The organism is Duganella sp. FT27W (assembly GCF_009295655.1).
Classification (GTDB): Bacteria; Pseudomonadota; Gammaproteobacteria; order Burkholderiales; family Burkholderiaceae_D; genus Rugamonas; species Rugamonas zoogloeoides.
The window spans coordinates 467,709-488,375 of the sequence record NZ_WHIV01000004.1 but is presented as its reverse complement, the minus strand read 5'-3'; the positions used below and the strand labels follow the sequence as shown (position 1 = coordinate 488,375).

The following is a 20,667-nucleotide window of genomic DNA, read 5'->3' as shown; positions in this document are numbered from 1 at the left end:
CATGAAAACACAACAATGGCTGTGGCGCCGCATGCAAATGCCGGCTGCCATGATGGTGGCCGCCCTGGCCATGCTGCTGGCACTGATCGTTGGCATGACCAACCCGGCGCGCGCCGCCGACTTCCTCGAACCCGAGCAGGCGTTCAAGCTCACCGCCACCCAGACCGACGCCCGCACCGTGCGCCTGGCGTGGAAGATCGCCCCCGACTACCACCTGTACCGCGAGCGCCTGAGCTTTGAGGCCGACGGTGTGGCGCTGGCCACGCCGCGCCTGCCGGACGGCATCCGCAAGTTCGACACCAACTTCAACAAGGAGATGGAGACGTACCAGGATCAGCTGGTGGTCGATCTGCCGCTGGCGTCTGGCAAGCCGATGAAGCTCACGGTGAATTACCAGGGCTGCGCCGACGCGGGCCTGTGCTACGCGCCGGCCAGTGCCAGCTATGCCATCGACCCGGCCAAAACCGGCGTGCTGACGGCGCTGACGGCCGATGGCGAAGCTGCTTTGGCGGTATCCGCAAGTGCTGCACCAGCCGTGCCGCCAGCGGCGGCGGGTGCACCGGCAGCGGCGCCGGCCGTGCATGAAGACGACAGCTCGATCGCCCAGCGCACGCTGGAGAGCGGCAGCGCCTGGCGCATCGGCCTCGCCTTCCTGGTCTTCGGCCTGCTGCTGTCGTTTACGCCCTGCGTGCTGCCGATGGTGCCGATCCTGTCGTCGATCATCGTCGGTGAAGGCAATCCGTCGCGCGGTCGCGGCTTTGCGCTGGCGCTGGCGTACAGCCTGGGCATGGCGCTGGTGTATACGTCGCTAGGCGTGGCGGCGGGGCTGGCCGGCGAAGGCCTGGCGGCAGCGCTGCAAAAGCCGGCCGTGCTGCTGACCTTTGGCGCACTGCTGTTCGTGCTGTCGCTGTCGATGTTCGACGTGTACCAGTTGCAGCTGCCCAGCAGCCTGCAAAGCCGGCTCAGTTCCGCCAGCGGCAATATGGGCGGCGGCAAGTTCGCCGGCGTGTTTGTCATGGGCGCGCTGTCGGCCCTGATCGTGGGGCCGTGCGTGGCCGGTCCGCTGGCCGGTGCGCTGCTGTACATCAGCCAGACCCGCAACGTGTGGACCGGCGGCTGGGCGCTGTTCTCGATGGCCGTGGGCATGAGCGTGCCGCTGCTGCTGACCGGGATCTCGGCCGGCAGCCTGCTGCCGCGCGCCGGCGGCTGGATGAATGGCGTGAAAAAGCTGTTTGGCCTGCTGTTGATCGCCACCGCGATCTGGATGATCACGCCGGTGTTTTCGGCCACGACCGGCATGGTGCTGTGGGGCGTGTTCGCGCTGCTGTGCGCTGCGTTCCTCAACGTGTTCGAATCGGCCGCCAAGGGCGCGGGACTGGGCACGTACGTGGGCAAGGCGCTGGGCATGGCGCTGCTGCTGGTCGGTGTGCTGGAACTGACGGGCGCCGCCAGCGGTGGCCGCGATGTGCTGCAGCCGCTCGGCCACCTGGCGGCACGCGGTGGTGACGCAGGCGCCGCGCCGGCGGCGGCCGACGCGCACTTCCCGCGCATCAAAACCGTGGCGGAGCTGGACCAGGTCCTGGCCACCACCAAGACCCCGGTGATGCTGGACTTCTACGCCGACTGGTGCGTGTCGTGCAAGGAGATGGAGCGCTTCACGTTCTCGCAGCAGGCGGTGAAAGACAAGATGGCCAAGATCCGCGTGCTGCAAGTGGACGTGACGGCCAATAACGCCGACGACAAGGCGCTGATGAAACGCTTCGGCCTGTTCGGCCCCCCCGGCATGATCCTGTTCAAGGATGGCCAGGAAGTGCCTGGCAGCCGCGTGATCGGCTTCATGAAAGCCGAGCCGTTTTTAAATCATCTGAACCGTCACTTCCCATAACGGCGGTTACGGCTGGCTGGTCAGCGGCAGCGCGGTCGTATCCTTGATGCGCTGCAGGGCGAAGCTCGATTTCACGTCGAGCACCGCCGGGTGGCGCAGCAGGGTGGCCATCATGAAGCGCGAGAAGTGCTCCATGTCTTCCACGTGGACGCGCAGCAGGTAGTCCATCTCCCCCGTCATCGCATAGCAGGCCACCACTTCTGGCCACTGTCCCACCGAGTCGGCAAAGTCGGCGCGCGGCGAGGGCGGCGCGTTGGGGGCGCCCAGCGCCCGCGCGTTGCTGTGGGCGCCGGCGTCGCTGTGCTTTTCGAGCCGCACGTTCACATAGGCCAGCAGGCCCAGGCCGATCTTGTCGGGGTCGAGCAGCGCCACGTACTGGCGGATCACGCCAGCCTCTTCAAGCCGCTTGATGCGGCGCAGGCACGGCGATGGCGACAGCGCCACCATCTCGGCAACATCCTGGTTGGATAGCCGGCCGTCGGCTTGCAAAATGGACAGAATTTTGCGATCGGTTTTGTCCAATGCAACTTTGGTCATAAATACCTCAATAAATCAGCGTTAAGGCAATATTATTGCGCACATTCGCCATGTCGGGGAATTGTTTGCAATTAAATGCCGGGTTGGCGGGTCTATACTGGGCGATAAATTTGCAAAACAAAACCAGGAGGAGACAGCAATGCAATTCCAGCCATGGGACAACCCGATGGGCACCGACGGCTTCGAGTTCGTCGAATACGCGGCCCCGGACCCGCAAGCGCTTGGCGCCCTGTTCGAGAGCATGGGCTTTACCGCCATCGCCCGCCATCGCCATAAAAACGTCACCTTGTACCGCCAGGGCGACATAAATTTCCTCATCAACGCCGAACAGGATTCGTTCGCCCAGCGCTTCGCGCGCCACCACGGCCCGTCCGTGTGCGCGATCGCGATCCGCGTCAAGGACGCCGCGTTTGCGTACCGGCGCGCGCTCGAGCAGGGCGCCTGGGGATTCGACAACAAGAACGGTCCGATGGAACTCAATATCCCCGCCATCAAGGGCGTGGGCGATTCGCTGATCTACCTGGTCGATCGCTGGCGCGGCAAGAACGGCGGTGAGCAGGGCGCCATCGGCGACATCAGCATCTATGACGTCGATTTCGTCGCCATACCCGGCGCCGAGGCCAACCCGGTCGGCCATGGCCTCACGTACATCGACCACCTGACCAACAACGTCCATCGCGGCCGCATGAAGGAATGGGCCGACTTCTACGAGAAGATGTTCAACTTCCGCGAAGTGCGCTACTTCGATATCGAGGGCAAGCACACCGGCCTGAAATCGAAGGCCATGACCTCGCCATGCGGCAAGGTGCGCATCCCGATCAACGAATCGTCGGACGACAAGTCGCAGATCGCCGAATACCTGGACCAGTACCACGGCGAAGGCATCCAGCACATCGCGCTCGGCACCGACGACATTTACACGTCGATCGAGGGCATGAAGACTGCCGGCATCGCCTTCCAGGACACCATCGAAACGTATTACGAATTGGTCAACCGCCGCCTGCCGAACCACGGCGAGCGGCTCGAGGACCTGCGCCGCCTGCGCATCCTGATCGATGGCCAGAGTAACGAAACTGAGCGCGAACTGCTGCTGCAGATTTTCACGCAAAACGTGATCGGCCCGATCTTCTTCGAGATCATCCAGCGCAAGGGCGACCAGGGCTTCGGCGAGGGTAATTTCCGCGCCCTGTTCGAATCGATCGAACTCGATCAAATCAAGCGCGGGGTGTTGACCGCATAATCGTTATTTTCGCCGGCAGCGCCTCACAGATTGGCGCGCCGGCACTGAAACACATTCCGTGCGCGCTCACGAGGCGCGCACTGCAAGAATAGTGGAGACAAACACAATGAACGCACCTCAAAAGGGTTTGCTACTGGATCCGGCCATCCCGACGGATGTACCTGAATTCTCGCTCGACGACAAGTGGACGCTCGAACGCGGCCGCGCCTTCATGACCGGCACCCAGGCCCTGATCCGCCTGCCGATGATGCAGCGCGAACGCGACTTGCAGGCCGGCCTCAATACCGCCGGCTATATCACCGGCTATCGCGGCTCCCCCGTCACCAGCGTCGATATGACGGCCATGAAGGCCAAGAAATACCTGGACGCCCACCACGTCAAGTTCCATCCCGGCATGAACGAAGACCTGGCCGCCACCGCCGTCTGGGGCACCCAGCAGACCAACCTGTTCAAGGACGCCAAGTACGACGGCGTGTTCAGCATGTGGTACGGCAAAGGCCCTGGTGTCGATCGCTGCGGCGACGTCTTCAAGCACGCCAACAACGCCGGTTCCGCGCAGCACGGCGGCGTGCTGGTACTGGCCGGCGACGACCATGCCGCCAAGTCGTCGTCCACGGCGCACCAGTCGGATCACATCCTCAATGCCTGCGGCATCCCGGTGCTGTACCCGGCCTCGGTGCAGGAATACATCGACTACGGCCTGCACGCGTGGGCCATGAGCCGCTACACCGGCCTGTGGGTGTCGATGAAATGCGTCACCGACATCATCGAGTCGGGCGCGGTGGTCGATTTCGACCCGGACCGCGTCAAGATCGAGCTGCCGACGGACTTCGAGCTGCCGGCCGGCGGCTTGAACATCCGCTGGCCCGACACCGTGCTCGATATGGAAGTGCGGATGAACACCTACAAGTGGTACGCGGCGCTCGCGTACTGCCGCGCCAACAAACTCAATAAAATCATCTGGGACAGCCCGAAGCCGAAGATCGGCATCATCACCGCCGGCAAGTCGTACCTCGACACGCGCCAGGCGCTGGCCGACCTCGGCATCGACGAGCAGGCCGCCGCCGACATCGGCATCCGCCTGTATAAAATCGGCATGACCTGGCCGCTCGAAGCGGACGGCGTGCACGAATTCGCCAAGGGCCTCGACGAAATCCTGGTGGTTGAAGAAAAACGGCAAATCCTCGAATACGCGTTGAAGGAAGAACTGTACAACCTGCCCGACGGCGAACGTCCGCGCGTGGTGGGCAAGTTCGACGACACGGGCGAATGGAGCAACAAGGGCAAGACCGGCCACGGCGACTGGCTGCTGCCAGCCACCTACGAACTCAATCCGGCGCAGATCGCCCGCGCGATTGCTAGCCGCATCGCCCACTACTGCGACGGCCACCCGGTGGCCGAACGCGTCAAGCAGCGTATCGCCTTTTTGGAGGCGAAAGAGCTGGCGCTGACCACGCTGCCGGCAAAACCGAATCCGCAAACCGACCGCACGCCGTTCTTCTGCTCCGGCTGCCCGCACAACAGTTCGACCAAGGTGCCGGAAGGCTCGCGCGCGCTGGCCGGCATCGGCTGCCATTACATGGTGTTGTGGATGGACCGCGAGACGTCCACGTTTACCCACATGGGCGCTGAAGGCGTGACCTGGGTAGGGCAGGCGCCGTTCACCAACGAAAAGCACGTCTTTACCAACCTCGGTGACGGCACGTATTTCCATTCCGGCATCCTGGCGATCCGCGCCGCCGTCGCGGCCAAGGTCAACATCACCTATAAAATCCTGTTCAACGACGCGGTGGCCATGACCGGCGGCCAGTCGTTCGACGGTCCGCTCGATCCCGGCATGATCTCGCGCCAGATCGCCGCCGAAGGCGTCACGCCGATCATCGTCGTCACCGACGAACCCGATAAATACCCGTCCGATTACAAGTGGGCCGAAGGCGTGACCGTGCGCCACCGCTCGGAACTGATGGACGTGCAGCGCGAACTGCGCGACCAGCCGGGCGTGTCGGCCATGATCTACGACCAGACCTGTGCGTCGGAAAAGCGCCGCCGCCGGAAACGCAACGAGTACCCGGATCCGGCCAAGCGCGCCGTGATCAATGAAGCCGTGTGCGAAGGCTGCGGCGACTGTTCGGTGCAGTCGAACTGCCTGTCGGTCGAACCACTGGAGACGGAACTGGGACGCAAGCGGCAAATCAACCAGTCGTCGTGCAACAAGGACTTTTCGTGCACCACCGGTTTCTGCCCGAGCTTTGTGACGGTGGAAGGCGGCGCGCTGAAAAAGCCGAAAAAGGCTGCTGCCGGCAAGGACGCTGCGCCGCCTGCGGTGCTGCCAACGCCGGTACTGCCGTCCACCGCGCAACCGTACGGCATCCTGATCACCGGCATCGGCGGCACCGGCGTGGTGACGGTCGGCCAGATCCTGGCCGTGGCCGCGCACGTGGAAGGCAAGGGCGCCATCGTGCTCGACATGAGCGGCCTGGCGCAGAAGGGCGGCCCGGTGATGTCGCACGTGCGCCTGGCCGACAGTCAAGCCGACCTGCACTCCACCCGCGTGGGCACCGGCAGCGCCGACTTGGTGATCGGCTGCGACCTGATCGTCACGGCCAGCCGCGACGCCCTGTCGCGCATGGGAGAAAACCGCACGCACGCCATGATCAACTCCACCGGCTCATCGACGGCGGCATTCGTCAAGAACCCGGACTGGCAGTTCCCGGACGCCAGCTCGCGCAGCGAAATCGTGCGCGCCTGCGGCGAAAACATGGCCGACTTCGTCGATGCCGGCCAGATCGCTACCGCGCTGATGGGCGACTCGATCGCCACCAATATGTTCATGCTCGGCTACGCGTTCCAGAAGGGCCATGTGCCGCTGTCGGAATCGTCGATCGTGCGCGCGATCGAACTCAATGGCGTGTCGGTGGCGTTCAACCAGGCCGCGTTTACCTGGGGCCGCACGGCCGCGCACGACCTCGGTTCGGTCACGCGATTGACCGCGCCAGCAAAGGTGATCGAGTTCAAGCGCATCCAGACGCTTGACGACGTGATCGCCAAACGGGTGGAACTGCTCACCGCGTACCAGAATGCGGCGTACGCGCAGCAGTACCTGGCACTGGTGGACGACGTGCGCGCCGCCGAAGCGAAACTGGGCAAGGGCACGCGCCTGGCCGAAGCCGTGGCGCGCTATTACTACAAGCTGATGGCCTACAAGGACGAGTACGAGGTGGCGCGCCTGTACACGGACGGCGCGTTCCAGAAAAAGATCGCCGCCATGTTCGAGGGCGATATCACGCTCAAGTTCCACCTGGCGCCGCCGATCATGGCCAGGCACGATGCCCAGGGTCAGCTGGTGAAAAAGGAGTTCGGCCCCTGGATGATGAAGGCGTTTGGCGTGCTGGCCAAGTTCAAGGGCTTGCGCGGCACGGCGTTCGATATCTTCGGCTACACCGAAGAGCGCAAGACCGAGCGCGCCCTGATCGGCCAGTACCGCGAGACCGTGCGTACGCTGCTGCCCAAGCTGACCGCAGCGAACCTGGCGCAGGCGGTGGCGATTGCCAGCATTCCTGAAGATATCCGCGGTTATGGCCACGTCAAGGAACGCCACCTGAAGGCGGCCAGGCAGAAGGAAGCGGGCTTGATTGCCGCTTTTGATCAGCCGGCTGAAAAGGTGATTGAGCTGGTGCGAAAGGTGCACGTGGCCTGAGGTGCGGTGACTGGATCAACCTGCTGCGCGCTTGTTTGGCGCGGCGGTTTTTCCCGGCCTGGCTAGGCCCGGAGGATTTGGCGAAACAGCTCGCGGTCGCCCGGTTCCGTGAAGCGCGAGTTATGCCATAGCAGGTTGAAGTCGCCGTAGCGCAGCGCGGTGTGCTTGAGCCGCGCCATGGCGGCCAGCGCCGACTCGGGGTCCGCCCGGGCCGAGTCGCCAAGCACTGCGCTTTCCATCAGCATCAGGGGCCTCTGCCGCAAACGTAGCGGCCCTTGCTTTTTCCAGCTCCACATCGGAAATTCGCGTGCCGTGCCATGGCGGAAGCCCGGATCGTATGGAAAGCCTCCCGTCGCATCGTAGTCGAAGCCGGCCTGCTCCAGCAGGTCCGGCGTGATGCCCGCATCCCAGCGCAGGTAGTGCTGGCGGTTGCCGCGTACCTGGGTGTCGCCGCCGGTCCCGGTAGCGCGCCCGTTCCCCGCAGTTGCGGCCGCAGCTGCACCGCCACCAGCACCAGCACCAGCACCAGCACCAGCACCAGCACTGGCTCCTGCGCCGCCACTGGCACTTGCACCGGCGCGTGCGCAGGCGGCCATCAGGCGCTGGCGTTCACGGGCCAGTTGCGCGCCGTTGCGGTAGGTGTGAAAACTGCCGTGCAGGCCGATTTCGTGGCCGCGCGCGGCGATCTGCGCCAGCAGCGCCTGCATCCTCGGTTCCTCCAGCGCGTAGGCGCAGTCGTAGCGGGTGCGCCCCGGCGTGGCGATGAAGTAGAACGCGCCCCTGCTGCCGCACGCTTCGAGCTGGGTCATGTACCAGTCGAAGGTCCAGTGCGGGTCGTGGCGATAGTCGCCCCGGCGGCTTTGCCACGCGTTTTTCAGCCGCGCCGTCGCGCCCGCGACCGACCGTTTGCGCAGCAGCGCGCCGGCCACACCCTGCGCCAGCAGCCACGGATTGCGGACCCAGCGCTCGTACGGTTCATCGACATCGCAGCTTACGCGCATGGCGCCACCGGCCTTGCTGCGGGTGAGGCCGGGCCAGACGCTGCGCAGCGCCGCCCACAGGATCTCGATGTATTCGTCCACCAGCGGTCGTTGCAGGAAGCCGCGCTGCACTGCCAGCGAAGCGGCAGCGGGAAAGCGGTCGTACTGGTCGCGCGCGGGGCTGAGCACTTCCTCGTAGCGCGACAGCAGGAAGAAAATCGCGCCGATCACGTCGAGCTTCAGGTGTGCGCCGTGGGGCGTTTGGACCAGGCCCGGCGCGCCCCACAGCACCGGGATCGCCGCATCTTCCAGCTGCACGTCCAGCATGGCGCGCACATTGATCCACTGGCGCGGCGGATCGAGCAGCAATGCCGCCGGTTGCTGCCACAGGTCATGGTGCCGGCGGAAGAAATCGTTCTCCAGCGTCAGCGCCCGGCCGCGCCAGCGCAATGCAAACTGGTCGCCCGCATTGCCGCCAGCCTGCTTTCCGCCGATCTGCTGTTCGGTGTGCTCCACGAAGCGCGCCGGTACGCCCAGCACCTCGTCGAAGATCCACCGCAGCACCCAGTGGGCAGGCTGGCGGCAGGCCGCTGGCACCACCATCTCGAGAGCGTCATTCATAAAAGGCCTCCTGCATCAGGTGAATGACTGGCGGCGCACCCGCCGCCACAGCCACAGGGGCCAGCGATGAACCCGGTCCCAGCGCAGTGCATTGCAGGTCAGGCAGTCGGGCGAATCGCACAGGTTGAAGCGGCGGTCGCGCGCCAGGATCTCATGCTCGATGGCGTAGCACTGCGCGGCCGGCGCGCAGATGGCATAGGCGTTGCCGACGCGGCCGGTGTTGAGGATGCCGTGCCGCACATAGGCGCCATAAAACTTCCAGTACGAGTTGGAGCAGCAGCCGGGATCGCGCCGGTGGAATACGCGCACCTGGCCCTGGTCGTCGCGGTAGCGGCTCACCGACAGCCAGGGGAAGATGCGGCGCTGGTGCAGCCCCAGGTCCACTTCCGCCAGGTGGGTGGTGGTAAAGCCCGGGTTGACGGCCACGCAGCCGGCCACCAGCATTTTCGCGTCGAGCGCGATCAGCTTGCGCATCGGTTCGTAGGCGCCATCGGCGGGGCCGTGCCCTTCGGTGAGCGCCCGCGCATGGCGGCCGATGGCGACGATCGAGCATTGCGGATGGGTGCTGCGGCAGGCATCGGGGTGGGCCAGCATGGCGTTGGGCAGGGCGCCCGCATACGAGGGTGTGGCGGGCGTGAACGGCGCCAGGCGCCTGGCCTGCCACCACCAGCCGCCCCGGGTGAACGCCAGGCAGGCCACCGTGCCCTGGTCGCCCAGCAGGTCGAGCAGCTCGGCCAGAAAATCGCCGCCGCCTGCACCCGCCCGGCCGACGGCGCGGTATGCAGCGCGCGCCAGCACCACGTCGCCGGGAGCGATGCCCATTTGTAGTAAATCGTTGCGCAGCGAGGTTGCCATGATGGACAGAGAAAGTGGACGGACGAGGATCCAAGTTAGCAGCGCCGCCAGGGCAGGGCAGGAGGTAGCGCAAACGAGTGCACCAAAATAATGCATAAGCATGCGCGAAAACGTTCGTTCACGACTGAAGTGATCGTTGCTAAGGTGGCAGCCTTTACTTTATAGAACCATTTCAATGACAACACAATTCGAATTGAAACCGCTGGCGGCGGGCGCTATCGCGCTGCTGTGCAGCGTGGCGAGCCCAGTTACCCTGGCACAAACGGGAGTTGCCGCTCCCGCCGCCACCCCTGCGGCCACCGAGGTCGTCATCACCGGCTCGCGCATCCCGCGCGCCAGCCTGGAAGGACCATCCCCCGTCACCATCATCACCGCTGCCGATCTGACCAAGCAAGGTTTTACCAATGTGTTCGATGCGCTGTCGAACCAGTCGCAGAACAGCGGCTTTACCCAGGGCGCCGATTACGGCAACACGTTTACGCCGTCGGCCAACGCCATCAGTCTGCGCGGCCTCGGGCCGAATCACACGCTGGTGCTGCTCAACGGCCGCCGCATGGCGGACTTCCCGATCGCCTACGAAGGCACGGTCAACTTCACCAACCTGGCCAATATTCCGTCGAGCGTGGTGGAGCGCATCGAGATTCTCAGCGGCGGTGCGTCCGCCATTTATGGCTCGGACGCGATTGCCGGCGTGGTCAACATCATCCTGAAAAAGCAGTACAGCGGCTACGACATCAACCTCAAGGCCGGCGGCACGTCGCGCGGCGGCGCAGCCAACCAGCGCTTGCAGTTTTCCGGCGGCCAGAGCTTCGGCAAGCTCAATACCCTGTTCAGCGTGGAGCTGCTTGAGCGCGACCCGCTGTCCAGCGCCGACCGCGATTTCATGGCCACGCGTACCGGCGTGGCGCCCACGTCGCTGCTGGGACGGCGCGACGTCACCGCCAACCGCTACATCGATCCGGGCGATACCTGCGCCGCACTGGGCGACCTGTTCGGCGGCAGCACCGTCAAGTACACGGCGCGTAACGGCAGCTACTGCGCCAGCCCCAAGGTGGGCCCCACCTACTGGACCACCCAGACCAGGAACAGCAGCCAGAACGTGTTCGGCGGCGCCAACTACGCGCTGTCGCCGACCACCACGCTGTATGCGGAAGCGCTGTTCGGCCAGAACCGCACCACCAACAACACGCGCGGCCCGTCGTGGACGTCGCGCTCGGTGAGCGACGCCTACTTCTGGAACCGCAACACCAGTGCCTACGAGGCCTGGAGCCGCTATATCTCGCCCGAGGAAATGGGCGGCGTGGAACGCTATAACCGGCGCTGGGACGACCAGGCCAGCTCGTTGTCGCTGGGCGCCAGGGGCGATATTCCCGGCACCGGCTGGCAGTACGAGGCCGGCTACACCGCCTCGCTGTACAAGAGCCAGGGCACCACCCCGCGCGCGCTGGCCAATATCGACAGCTTCTTCCTCGGCCCGCAGCAGGGCGTGGACGCCAACGGCGTGGCGATTTATGCGCCCGATCCGGCGCGCCTGGCGCAGCGCCTGACGCCGGCGGAATTCGACAGCATCACCGGCCGCACCGTGAGCGACGATAAGTCCTGGACCAATACCCTGAGCCTGACGGCCAATGGCGAAGCGTTCGCGCTGCCGGCCGGTCCGCTGCGGCTGGCCACGGTGGCCGAAGTGGGCAAGCAGGGCTTTTCCAACCGCCCGGACGGGCGCATCAACGAAGGCTATTTCAATCTGGCCGGCACGTCCGACGTCACGGCGGGCACCCGCGAGCGCTACGCGCTGGGCCTGGAAGCGAATGTGCCGATCCTGTCCACGCTGTCGGCCACGCTGGCCGGCCGCTACGACCGCTACAGCTTTGCCGATCGCCACGATGGCAAGGCCACCTACAACGGCGGCATCGAATGGCGTCCGCTCAAGCAGTTGCTGGTGCGCGGCACCTACGGCACCAGCTTCCGCGCGCCGGACATGAACTACATCTACAAGGCGCGCGGCACCGGCTACTACTCGCAAACCACCGATTACTACCGCTGCGCGCAGGCCGGCCAGCAGGTGGCCGACTGCGATTTCGCCAACGTCTCGCCGGGGTCGAACTACGTGCAGACCGGCAGCCGCGACCTGCGTTCCGAAAAGGGCCGCTCGAGTGGCCTCGGCATCGTCTGGTCGCCCAGCGCCGACTTCGACGTCACGCTCGACTACTGGAACATCAAGATCGACGACCTGGTGACCAACCTCAGTGCCGACCAGCTGCTGCGCGACGAAGCCCAGTGCCGCATCGCCGGCGACCTGACGTCGCCCACCTGCGCCGACACCATCGGCCGCATTTCACGCTATCCGCTCACGGCGATTAACCGCCCCGGCGAAATCCGCGAAATCCTGGTCAACCCGATCAACGCCGCCTCCACCAGCGTCGATGGCATCGATGTGAGCGGCCGCTATGCGCTGCGCACCACCGGCTACGGCGTGTTCACCACCAAGTTCAATTACTCGAAAACGCTCAACAAGCATTCGCGCCAGTTCGCCGGCGATCCGCTCAACGACGATCTGGCGGACCTGGGCAACTATGACTGGCGCGACAAGCTCAATGCCAGCCTGACCTGGAACCAGGGGGCCTGGTCCAACACAGTGTTCCTGCAACGCTATGGCAAGGTGCCCAACGGCGCCGGTGACGCCTACCTGACGCCGACCACCCTGGTCAACGCCAGCGTGGTGTACCGCCTCAACGAGCGCGCCACGGTGTCGGTCTCGGTCAACAACCTGTTCAACAAGGTCAAGAGCGATGTGAGCGGTGGCTGGCCGTACTACCCGGTAGGGAACTACAGTCCGGTCGGACGACAGGGCTGGGTGGAAGTGAACTACCACTTCTAAAATTGACATAGCCTTCAGAGCAAGGCGCAGCGACGAAGACAGTACGATAGTACGGTGAGGCGCTGCAACGCCGCCATGAAGGCTATGTTATACCGGTTTGCGCTGTGCCGAGGTGTGGGCGGCATACTCGGTCATCCAGTACATCAATGCCAGGCCGGGGAACGCCATCCCGGTCAGCAGCGCCGCATGCCAGCCATGTGCGGCGTACATCCAGCCGCCCAGGGCGGAACCGAGCGCGCCACCGGCGAAGAACAGCGCGAAGTACACGCCATTCAAACGGCTGCGCACATGGGCGCCCAGCGAGAAGATCGCGCGCTGGCCCAGCACCAGGTTGGCCGCCACGCCCATGTCCAGCACGATGGACGCCACCACCAATATTCCCAGCGAGACGTTGCGCATGGCCGCCGATTCGGGCGCCAGCATCGGCAGGGCGAACGCGATCACGCCCAGCGCCAGGGCCGCCGCCGTGGCTGTCAAGGTGTGGCCCGCATCGGCCAGGCGGCCGGCGATCGGCGATGCTACGGCGCCAGCCATGCCCACCAGGGCAAAGATGGCGATGCCGGTTTGCGACAGGTGGAACTGCGGGTCAGCGAGCATTAACGGCGTCACGGTCCAGAACAGGCTGAACGAACCGAACAGGCCGGCGTGGTAGGCGGCGCGGCGGCGCAGCACCGGCGTGGTCGCAAACAGATGCCACAGCGATGCCAGCAGGGCAGGGTAGGTGATGCTCGATACCGGTACGCGTTCGGGCAGCCTGGCGCGCAGGATCAACGCCACGACCAGCACGATCAGTGCGGCGCCGCCGAACACCACGTGCCAGTTGGTGGCGTCGGCCACCAGGCTGGCGACCGGGCGCGCCAGCATGATCCCCAGCAGCAGGCCGCTGACCACCTTACCGACCGTGTGGCCGCGCGTGGCCTCTTTCGAGAGGTGGGCGGCAAACGGCACGATGATCTGCGCCGCCACCGAACCGAGGCCGATGCCGAGTGCGGCCACCAGGAACAGCCAGGCGCTGGTGGAAAACGCGGCGATGACCAGCATCGCCGAGGTAAACAGCAGGCCGGTAAAGATCAGGCGGCGGTTTTCCAGCAGGTCGCCCAGCGGCACGATGAACAGCAGGCCGATGGTGTAGCCGATCTGGGTGAGCGTGACGATCAGGCCGGCCGCTTCGGCCGACAGCCCGGTGGCAGCGCTGATCGGACCGACCAGGGTCTGGGCGTAGTACAGGTTGGCGACGATCAGGCCGGTGGCGACGGCCAGCAGCATGACCATGCCCGGGCTAATATCTTGTTCCTTGATGTCTTTGTCTTCTGTGTGATTCATGATGAACTCCGGTGGAGATAACGATGAACCCAGTGTAGGCCGATTGCGGACTAAGATAATCAGGGCATAATGGTCACATACCATTCATTTAATGTGAACAATCATGGACAGATTGAAGGCCATGCAGACCTTTGTGCGCATCGTCGAAGCCAACAGCTATACCAAGGCTGCCGAAACGCTCGACCTGCCGCGCGCCGCGCTCACCGCCACCATCAACAAGCTCGAAGCGTTCCTCGGCACCCGGCTGCTGCACCGGACCACGCGCCGGTTGTCGCTCACGCCCGACGGCGCCGACTACTTCAAGAAGTGCCTGGACATATTGGAGGCGGTGGAAGACGCCGAAAGTACTTTTCGGGGACAGAATTTGCAGCGCCCGCGCGGCAAATTGCGGGTGGACCTGCCCGGCGCGGTGGGCCGCCACCTGGTCATTCCGCGCATTGCCGACTTCACCCGCGCCTATCCCGAGATCGAACTGATGGTCAGCATGACCGAGCGCGTGGTGGACCTGACGCAGGAGGGCCTCGACTGCGCGCTGCGCGTGGGCGAATTGCAGGACTCGTCGCTGGTGGGGCGGCGCCTGGGCAATATGGGCTTTCTCACCTGCGCCTCGCCGTGGTACCTGGCGCAGCACGGGGCGCCGCACACGCTCGACGATTTGCCCGGCCATCGCGGCGTGCTGCATTTTTCCGGCCGCACGGGGCGTGTGTTCGACTGGGACTTCATGGTCGATGGCCGCGCCGTGATCATCCCCATACGCGGGGCGATCGCGGTCAACGAACCGGATGCCTATATCAGCTGCGCGTTGCAGGGCATGGGCCTGATCCAGGCCGCACGCTACCAGGTGCGCGACCACCTGGCCAGCGGCGCGCTGGTGGAGGTGCTGGCGGCCACGCCACCGGCGCCGATGCCGATCTCGCTGCTGTACCCGCAAGGCCGCATGGCGTCGCCGCGCCTGGGCGTGTTCGCGGCATGGCTGGCGGAGCTGTTGCGCAGCGACCCCGACTTGCAGGCATAGAGCCCGTCGATTGCGAAAATAAGTAGCTTAATTTGCACTTTTCTCGTATGTCGCCAGCTATAATGTTGCACATGAACATTAAATTATCTCCTGCATTCATGGCCGCGCTCGCTGCCGCAGCCATGTTGTCCGGCTGCGGCGGTGGTGGTGGCTCCTCCGGCACGACCGCCGGCAACGGTACAAATTCCGGCAGCGGAGCCACGGGCTCAACAGACACGCGCAGCGACTATGTCAAGCTGGCCGCCTCGTGCCAGCGTCCGCGCAGCGGCACCTCGGCCGCCGGCGTGCGTTTCCCCGACCGCCAGGGCAGCCTGAGCGACGAGCTCAAATGGGTGCGTTCGTTCATCGACGAGACCTACCTGTGGTACCGCGAAGTGCCAACCACCCTGCGCCAGGAAAACTACAGCAACCCGATCGATTACTTCGCCGACCTCAAGACGACGGCGGTCACGTCCTCGGGCCGTGCCAAGGACCAGTTCCACTTCACCTATGCCACCGACGAGTGGGAAGCGTCGTCCACCAGCGGCATCGAACTGGGTTACGGCGTGACCTGGGCTTCCAGCGCGGCCAACGTGTTGCCGCGCCTGTGGCGGGTCACCCTGGTGGAGCCGGGTTCACCGGCCGCCCTCGCCGGCGTGCAGCGCGGCGATACCCTGCAACTGGTCGATGGCGTATCGATTTCCGACACCACGCAGTCCGGCATCAACGTGATCAATGCCGCGCTGTTCCCGCAGTCGGCGGGCAGCCTGCACCGCTTTGCGCTGGACCGCAACGGCGTCACCGTCAATGTGCAGCTGGCCGCCGCCCGGCTGTCGCTGCAGCCGGTCGCCAACGTCAAGGTCATCGACACCCCGACCGGCAAGGTCGGCTACCTGCTGTTCAACGACCATAATGCGGTCGCCGAAACCCAGCTGATCGCCGCCATCAACACCCTGAAAGCGGCCAACGTCACCGACGTGGTGCTCGACATGCGTTACAACGGCGGCGGCTACCTGGCCATTGCCAACGAACTGGCCTACATGATCGCCGGTCCCACCCCGACTACCGGCAAAGTGTTCTCGCGCCTGCAGTTCAACGACAAGACTACACCGATCGCGCCGATGAACTTCCTCGCCAGCGCGGCGGGTATCAGCTCGCCGGCGCCGACTGCGGCCGGCACCGCGCTGCCTTACCTCGGCCTGCGCCGGGTAACGATGCTGACCACGCCCGGCACCTGCTCGGCCAGCGAGTCGGTGATCAACGGCTTGCGCGGCGTCGATGTGGAGGTGAACCTGGTCGGCGGCGAAACCTGCGGCAAGCCCTATGGTTTCTACCCCGAGGACAACTGCGGCACCACGTATTTCGCGGTGCAGTTCCAGGGTGTGAACAACAAGGGCTTCGGTGACTACGCCAACGGCTTCCAGCCGACCTGCCGCGTCAGCGACGACCTGACCCGCCCGGTGGGCGATACCAGCGAAGGCATGCTGTCGGCGGCGCTCAGCTACCGCGCCAACGGCATCTGTCCTGCCACGGCCTCGCGCTTTGCCGCCGGCGCCGCCACGCCGCTGAAACTGGTGCGCCCGCTGGCCAAGGAAGCCGCCATCCTCAGGTAGTTTCAAGCGCCGAAGCGGATTATAATTTTCCAGGTTGCGACGCCGTCCCGGCGTCGGCCCACCTGGAAACTTCTTCATGATCCGTTTCGCCGTATCGCTCGCCCTTGCCACGCTGGCCGCCAGTGCCAGCGCAGCGCCTGCCGCATCGCCACTGACCACCGTCTCCGAACGCTCGGGCTTCCAGAACACCGGCCGTTATGCGGAGGTGGTGGACCTGTGCACGCGCTTTCAAAAAGCGTACCCGAAGCAGGTGCGTTGCTTCGAGTTCGGCCGCACGCCGGAAAACCGGCCGATGCTGGCGCTGGCCGTCACCCGCACCGGCGCCCTGACCGCCGACCAGGCGAAGAAAAAAGGCGTGCCGGTGCTGCTGATCCAGGGCGGCATCCACGCCGGTGAAATCGACGGCAAGGACGCCGGCTTCCTGGCCCTGCGCGAGGTGCTGGAAAACCGCGCCGCCCCCGGTGCGCTGGAAAAACAGGTGCTGCTGTTCGTCCCCGTGTTCAACGTCGATGGCCACGAGCGCTTCGGCCGCTACAACCGCCCCAACCAGCGCGGCCCGGTGGAGATGGGCTGGCGCACCACGGCGCAGAACTACAACCTCAATCGCGATTACGTCAAAGCTGACACCACCGAGATGCAGGCCATGCTGGCGCTGGTCAACGCCTGGGATCCGCTGGCGTACGTCGATCTGCACGTGACCGACGGCGCCAAGTTCCAGCCCGATATCTCGATCCAGGTGGAGCCGGTGCACGGCGGCGACGCGCCGCTGCGCGAGGCCGGCAGCGCGCTGCAACAAGGGGTGCTGGCCGATCTGAAGGCCCAGGGTTCCGATCCCAAACCGTATTACATCTCGTTTGCCAAGGAAGACGACCCGATGTCGGGCTTCGTGGACAGCATGCCCACGCCGCGCTTCTCGCACGGCTACTTCGTCATGCGCAACCGTTTCGGCGTACTGGTGGAAACCCACTCGTGGAAGGACTACCCGACCCGCGTGCGCATCACCCGCAACACCATCGTCTCGCTGCTGTCGCAGGTGGGACAGCATGGCAAGGAATGGGCCAAGACCGCGCAGGAAGCTGACGCCCGCGCCGCCGCCATGGGCGGCGCCGACTTTACGCTCACGTACCGCACCACCTTCAACGCCAAGACCATCGATTTCCCCGGCTACGCCTACACGCGTGGCCACTCGGAGATCTCCGGCGCCCTGATGACGCAGTACGATGAAACCAAACCGCAGGTGTGGACCGTGCCGCTGCGCGATGAAATCGTGCCGGAGCTGAAAGTGGCGGCGCCGCAGGGCGGCTACCTGGTGCCGCTGGCCGAAGCGGCGCGCGTGGCCGCCAAGCTCAAACAGCACGGCATCACCTACAAGCTGCTGGGCGCCGACGAGATGTCGGCCGAGGTGGAAACCTTCCGCGCCACCAAGACCACGTTCGGCGCCAAGTCGTTCGAAGGCCACCAGGCGCTGGCGGTGGAAGGCGAGTGGGCGCGCGAGCGCCGCGCCTTGTCCAAGGGCGCGCTGTTCGTGCCGATCGCGCAGCCGAAGGCGCGCCTGGTGATGACCATGCTCGAGCCGCGTGGCCCGGACTCGCTGCTGGCCTGGGGCGCGTTCAACAACTGGTTCGAGCGCAAGGAGTACATGGAGGACTACGTGGCGGAGGACGTGGCGCGCGAACAGCTGGAAACCAGCCCCGCGCTGCGCGAAGAATTCCGCAAGAAGCTCGACACCGATGCGGACTTCAACAAGAGTCCGCAGGCACGGCTGGAATTCTTCGCGCGCCGCCATTCGTCGTGGGATGAGCGCTACAACCTCTACCCGGTGATGCGCACGGCGATGAAGTACTAGTCTTCCCGCTGCAGCGAAATGACGCCCAGCCCCGTGGTGGGCGTCGAACACGGCTCTTCGTCGAACGCGATATCGCCGAGCGGATTGGCCTGGCCGTCCGCCTTCAGGTCGGCAAAGCCGAACAGGTCGCGGTCCATCAGGTGCGACGGCACCACCGTGGAGAGCGACGAGAAGATGCTCTCCACGCGGCCCGGGAATTTCTTTTCCCAGTCGCGCATCATGGCCTTGATCTGCTTGCGCTGCAGGTTTTCCTGCGAGCCGCACAGGTCGCACGGGATGATCGGGAAGCCTTTGACTTCGGCATAGCGTTCGGTGTCTTCTTCCTTCACGTACGCCAGCGGGCGGATCACCATGTGCTTGCCGTCGTCGGACATCAGCTTGGCCGGCATGCCTTTCAGTTTCCCGCCGAAGAACATATTCAGGAAGAAGGTCTCGAGGATGTCGTCGCGGTGGTGGCCCAGCGCGATCTTGGTGGCGCCCAGTTCGTCGGCCACGCGGTACAGGATGCCCCGGCGCAGGCGCGAGCACAGCGAGCACGTGGTTTTACCTTCGGGGATCAGGCGCTTGACGATGCTGTAGGTGTCCTGGTTTTCGATGTGGTACGGGATGCCCAGCTTTTCCAGGTACGCCGGCAGGATGTGGTCGGGGAAGTTGGGCTGCTTCTGGTCCAGGTTGACGGCCACGATCTCGAAGTTGATCGGCGCGCGCTCGCGCAGCGTCATCAGGATGTCGAGCAGGGCGTAGCTGTCCTTGCCGCCGGACAGGCATACCATCACCTTGTCGCCTTCTTCGATCATGTTGAAGTCGCCGATGGCCTGGCCCACCAGCCGGCACAGGCGCTTGTGCAGCTTGTTGTTTTCGTGGGCGATCTTCTCGGCCGATTTGCCCAGCGGCGCGTTCAGGGTTTCCACGGTTTCCATCACTGCGGCATTCATACCGACTCCTTGGTCTTGAAGACTTCCACGCCCACGCCTTCGCAGTCCGGATAGACGTCCGGCTTCATGGTGGACACATTGGCCGCGCGCACGCGCGGGTGGGCCAGCATGGCGCGCACGATGTCGTCGCACAGGCTTTCCTGCAGCTGCACGTGGCCGCGCGCCATCAGCTTGGCGATGGTGTCGCGGATGAAATCGTAGTCCACCACTTCCTCGAGCTGGTCGTTGATCGGGGTCGATTCCGCCAGCGGGATGTACAGGTCGACGTTGATCAGGAGGCGCTGCTCGCCCTTTTTCTCGAACTCGTACACGCCGATGTTGATCATCACTTCGTAATTGCGCAGGAACAGGCGACGGCAGTCGGTCAGACTGGGGTGCATCAGGGAGGACAACATGGGCGTTACCTTCTTTCGGTTGAATGGGGTGCTACTAACATTATTTGGCCACGAACATCACGTCGCGCGGCAGCGGCACCAGGTGCTGGCCGCCATCGACAACCAGCGTGGTGCCGGTGAGCGCGCGCGCCGATGCCGCATAGACCACGCTGTCGGCGATATCGTCGGGCGTGCTCGAACGCCCGAGCGGCGTTTGCCGGTGGGCGTTGGCAAAGCCGTCTGCGGTCTGGTCGCCGGACACCATGGTGATGCCGGGCGCCACGCCCACCACCCGCACCGTGGGCGCCAGTTGCTGCGCCAGCATGGTGGTGGCCGTGTGCAGCGCAGCCTTGGACAGGGTGTACGACAAAAAGTCGGGGTTGAGATTGTACAGTTTCTGGTCCAGCAGGTTGATCACCACGGCCTGGCCGGCCGGCGCAGTCGCCGGCGTGGCCGCGTGCAGCGCCTGCGCCAGCAGGATCGGTGCGGCGACGTTGGCGTGCATGTGGGCGTCGAGCCGGGCCACCGTGAAGTCAGTCGCGCTGTCGTAGTCGAACAGCGAGGCGTTGTTGACCACGCAGCGCACCGGGCCCAGGGCGGCAATCGCCTGCGCCAGCAGCGTGCGCACGTCGGCCTCGATGGCCAGGTCGCAGCGCAGCGTAACCGCGCGCCGGCCCAGCGCCGCGATGTCGGCCGCCACCTGCTGCGCTTCGGTCGCGGAGTCGCGGTAGTGCACGGCCACGTCCCAGCCGGCGCGCGCCAGGCCGAGCGCAATGGCGCGGCCCAGGCGGCGGGCGGCGCCGGTCACGAGCGCGACGGGCGCTGCAAGAGCTACGGGAGCTGCGGGAGCAATAGGCGATTCCAAGGTTGTCATGATGGTCTGATCGTT

Annotated in this window: 14 protein-coding genes; 7 read left to right on the top strand and 7 right to left on the bottom strand. The window is 65.0% G+C overall.

The window, feature by feature from the left end; genetic code table 11:
- Position 1 precedes the first annotated feature (1 nt).
- Positions 2–1,885 (top strand): protein-disulfide reductase DsbD, encoded by a 1,884-nt coding sequence (gene dsbD / locus F8197_RS19255; protein WP_152883209.1) that lies wholly within the window; start codon positions 2–4, stop codon positions 1,883–1,885.
- A 6-nt stretch (positions 1,886–1,891) separates the two neighbouring features.
- Here the strand turns inward: dsbD and F8197_RS19250 are convergent, their stop codons facing one another.
- The gene (locus F8197_RS19250; RefSeq protein ID WP_019924749.1) at positions 1,892–2,422 is read right to left on the bottom strand and encodes an Lrp/AsnC family transcriptional regulator; all 531 of its coding nucleotides are present in this window, start codon (positions 2,420–2,422) and stop codon (positions 1,892–1,894) included.
- Positions 2,423–2,561: 139 nt separating this feature from the next.
- On the opposite strand from F8197_RS19250, the gene hppD reads away from it, so the two are divergent.
- Both hppD and F8197_RS19240 read left to right on the top strand, forming a co-directional pair.
- Positions 2,562–3,662 carry a 4-hydroxyphenylpyruvate dioxygenase gene (hppD, locus tag F8197_RS19245; RefSeq protein ID WP_056146731.1) on the top strand — a complete coding sequence of 367 codons (1,101 nt, stop codon included), beginning with the start codon at positions 2,562–2,564 and terminating at the stop codon, positions 3,660–3,662.
- Between the two features lie 106 nt (positions 3,663–3,768).
- Positions 3,769–7,359, top strand: coding sequence for an indolepyruvate ferredoxin oxidoreductase family protein (locus F8197_RS19240; RefSeq protein ID WP_152883208.1), 3,591 nt, complete (start codon positions 3,769–3,771; stop codon positions 7,357–7,359).
- 62 nt (positions 7,360–7,421) lie between these two features.
- Here the strand turns inward: F8197_RS19240 and F8197_RS19235 are convergent, their stop codons facing one another.
- Positions 7,422–8,960 carry a polysaccharide deacetylase family protein gene (locus F8197_RS19235; RefSeq protein ID WP_152883207.1) on the bottom strand — a complete coding sequence of 513 codons (1,539 nt, stop codon included), beginning with the start codon at positions 8,958–8,960 and terminating at the stop codon, positions 7,422–7,424.
- A 15-nt stretch (positions 8,961–8,975) separates the two neighbouring features.
- Positions 8,976–9,782, bottom strand: a complete 807-nt coding sequence (locus F8197_RS19230; RefSeq protein WP_193333479.1) for an AAC(3) family N-acetyltransferase — start codon at positions 9,780–9,782, stop codon at positions 8,976–8,978.
- A gap of 208 nt (positions 9,783–9,990) precedes the next feature.
- Between F8197_RS19230 and F8197_RS19225 the strand changes: the two genes are divergently transcribed.
- The gene (locus F8197_RS19225) at positions 9,991–12,693 is read left to right on the top strand and encodes a TonB-dependent siderophore receptor (protein WP_193333478.1); all 2,703 of its coding nucleotides are present in this window, start codon (positions 9,991–9,993) and stop codon (positions 12,691–12,693) included.
- A gap of 87 nt (positions 12,694–12,780) precedes the next feature.
- On the opposite strand, the gene F8197_RS19220 is transcribed toward F8197_RS19225, so the two are convergent.
- Positions 12,781–14,016: an MFS transporter gene (locus tag F8197_RS19220; protein WP_152883205.1), complete on the bottom strand. Its 1,236-nt coding sequence runs from the start codon at positions 14,014–14,016 to the stop codon at positions 12,781–12,783.
- A 103-nt stretch (positions 14,017–14,119) separates the two neighbouring features.
- Here F8197_RS19220 and F8197_RS19215 point away from each other — a divergent pair, with 103 nt between their 5' ends.
- The 3 genes from F8197_RS19215 to F8197_RS19205 all read left to right on the top strand — a co-directional run bounded on the left by F8197_RS19215 (position 14,120) and on the right by F8197_RS19205 (position 18,469).
- Positions 14,120–15,031 (top strand): LysR family transcriptional regulator, encoded by a 912-nt coding sequence (locus tag F8197_RS19215; RefSeq protein ID WP_152883204.1) that lies wholly within the window; start codon positions 14,120–14,122, stop codon positions 15,029–15,031.
- Positions 15,032–15,102: 71 nt separating this feature from the next.
- Positions 15,103–16,623 carry a S41 family peptidase gene (locus tag F8197_RS19210; RefSeq protein WP_227012323.1) on the top strand — a complete coding sequence of 507 codons (1,521 nt, stop codon included), beginning with the start codon at positions 15,103–15,105 and terminating at the stop codon, positions 16,621–16,623.
- 76 nt (positions 16,624–16,699) lie between these two features.
- A complete protein-coding gene (locus F8197_RS19205; RefSeq protein ID WP_152883203.1) occupies positions 16,700–18,469 on the top strand; it encodes a M14 family zinc carboxypeptidase in 1,770 nt (589 codons plus the stop codon).
- Here the strand turns inward: F8197_RS19205 and ttcA are convergent.
- The 3 genes from ttcA to F8197_RS19190 are packed head-to-tail and all read right to left on the bottom strand — an operon-like array spanning position 18,466 to position 20,652.
- Positions 18,466–19,404: a tRNA 2-thiocytidine(32) synthetase TtcA gene (gene ttcA, locus F8197_RS19200; RefSeq protein WP_056146749.1), complete on the bottom strand. Its 939-nt coding sequence runs from the start codon at positions 19,402–19,404 to the stop codon at positions 18,466–18,468. The two genes, F8197_RS19205 and ttcA, sit on opposite strands and share 4 nt — an antisense overlap.
- Positions 19,401–19,799 (bottom strand): dihydroneopterin aldolase, encoded by a 399-nt coding sequence (locus tag F8197_RS19195; RefSeq protein ID WP_152883202.1) that lies wholly within the window; start codon positions 19,797–19,799, stop codon positions 19,401–19,403. The genes ttcA and F8197_RS19195 overlap by 4 nt, the downstream gene beginning before the upstream one ends.
- A gap of 40 nt (positions 19,800–19,839) precedes the next feature.
- On the bottom strand, positions 19,840–20,652 hold the full coding sequence (locus F8197_RS19190; RefSeq protein ID WP_152883201.1) for an SDR family oxidoreductase: 813 nt from the start codon (positions 20,650–20,652) through the stop codon (positions 19,840–19,842).
- Positions 20,653–20,667 lie beyond the last annotated feature (15 nt).

Excerpts from the sequence above, each read along its gene's own strand:
- F8197_RS19225 (WP_193333478.1), top strand. The coding sequence starts at position 9,991 with ATGACAACACAATTCGAATTGAAACCGCTGGCGGCGGGCGCTATCGCG.
- F8197_RS19240 (WP_152883208.1), top strand. The coding sequence starts at position 3,769 with ATGAACGCACCTCAAAAGGGTTTGCTACTGGATCCGGCCATCCCGACG.
- F8197_RS19210 (WP_227012323.1), top strand. The coding sequence starts at position 15,103 with ATGAACATTAAATTATCTCCTGCATTCATGGCCGCGCTCGCTGCCGCA.
- F8197_RS19250 (WP_019924749.1), bottom strand. The coding sequence starts at position 2,422 with ATGACCAAAGTTGCATTGGACAAAACCGATCGCAAAATTCTGTCCATT.
- dsbD (WP_152883209.1), top strand. The coding sequence starts at position 2 with ATGAAAACACAACAATGGCTGTGGCGCCGCATGCAAATGCCGGCTGCC.
- hppD (WP_056146731.1), top strand. The coding sequence starts at position 2,562 with ATGCAATTCCAGCCATGGGACAACCCGATGGGCACCGACGGCTTCGAG.
- F8197_RS19220 (WP_152883205.1), bottom strand. The coding sequence starts at position 14,016 with ATGAATCACACAGAAGACAAAGACATCAAGGAACAAGATATTAGCCCG.
- F8197_RS19235 (WP_152883207.1), bottom strand. The coding sequence starts at position 8,960 with ATGAATGACGCTCTCGAGATGGTGGTGCCAGCGGCCTGCCGCCAGCCT.
- F8197_RS19190 (WP_152883201.1), bottom strand. The coding sequence starts at position 20,652 with ATGACAACCTTGGAATCGCCTATTGCTCCCGCAGCTCCCGTAGCTCTT.
- F8197_RS19215 (WP_152883204.1), top strand. The coding sequence starts at position 14,120 with ATGGACAGATTGAAGGCCATGCAGACCTTTGTGCGCATCGTCGAAGCC.
- ttcA (WP_056146749.1), bottom strand. The coding sequence starts at position 19,404 with ATGAATGCCGCAGTGATGGAAACCGTGGAAACCCTGAACGCGCCGCTG.
- F8197_RS19195 (WP_152883202.1), bottom strand. The coding sequence starts at position 19,799 with ATGTTGTCCTCCCTGATGCACCCCAGTCTGACCGACTGCCGTCGCCTG.
- F8197_RS19205 (WP_152883203.1), top strand. The coding sequence starts at position 16,700 with ATGATCCGTTTCGCCGTATCGCTCGCCCTTGCCACGCTGGCCGCCAGT.
- F8197_RS19230 (WP_193333479.1), bottom strand. The coding sequence starts at position 9,782 with ATGGGCATCGCTCCCGGCGACGTGGTGCTGGCGCGCGCTGCATACCGC.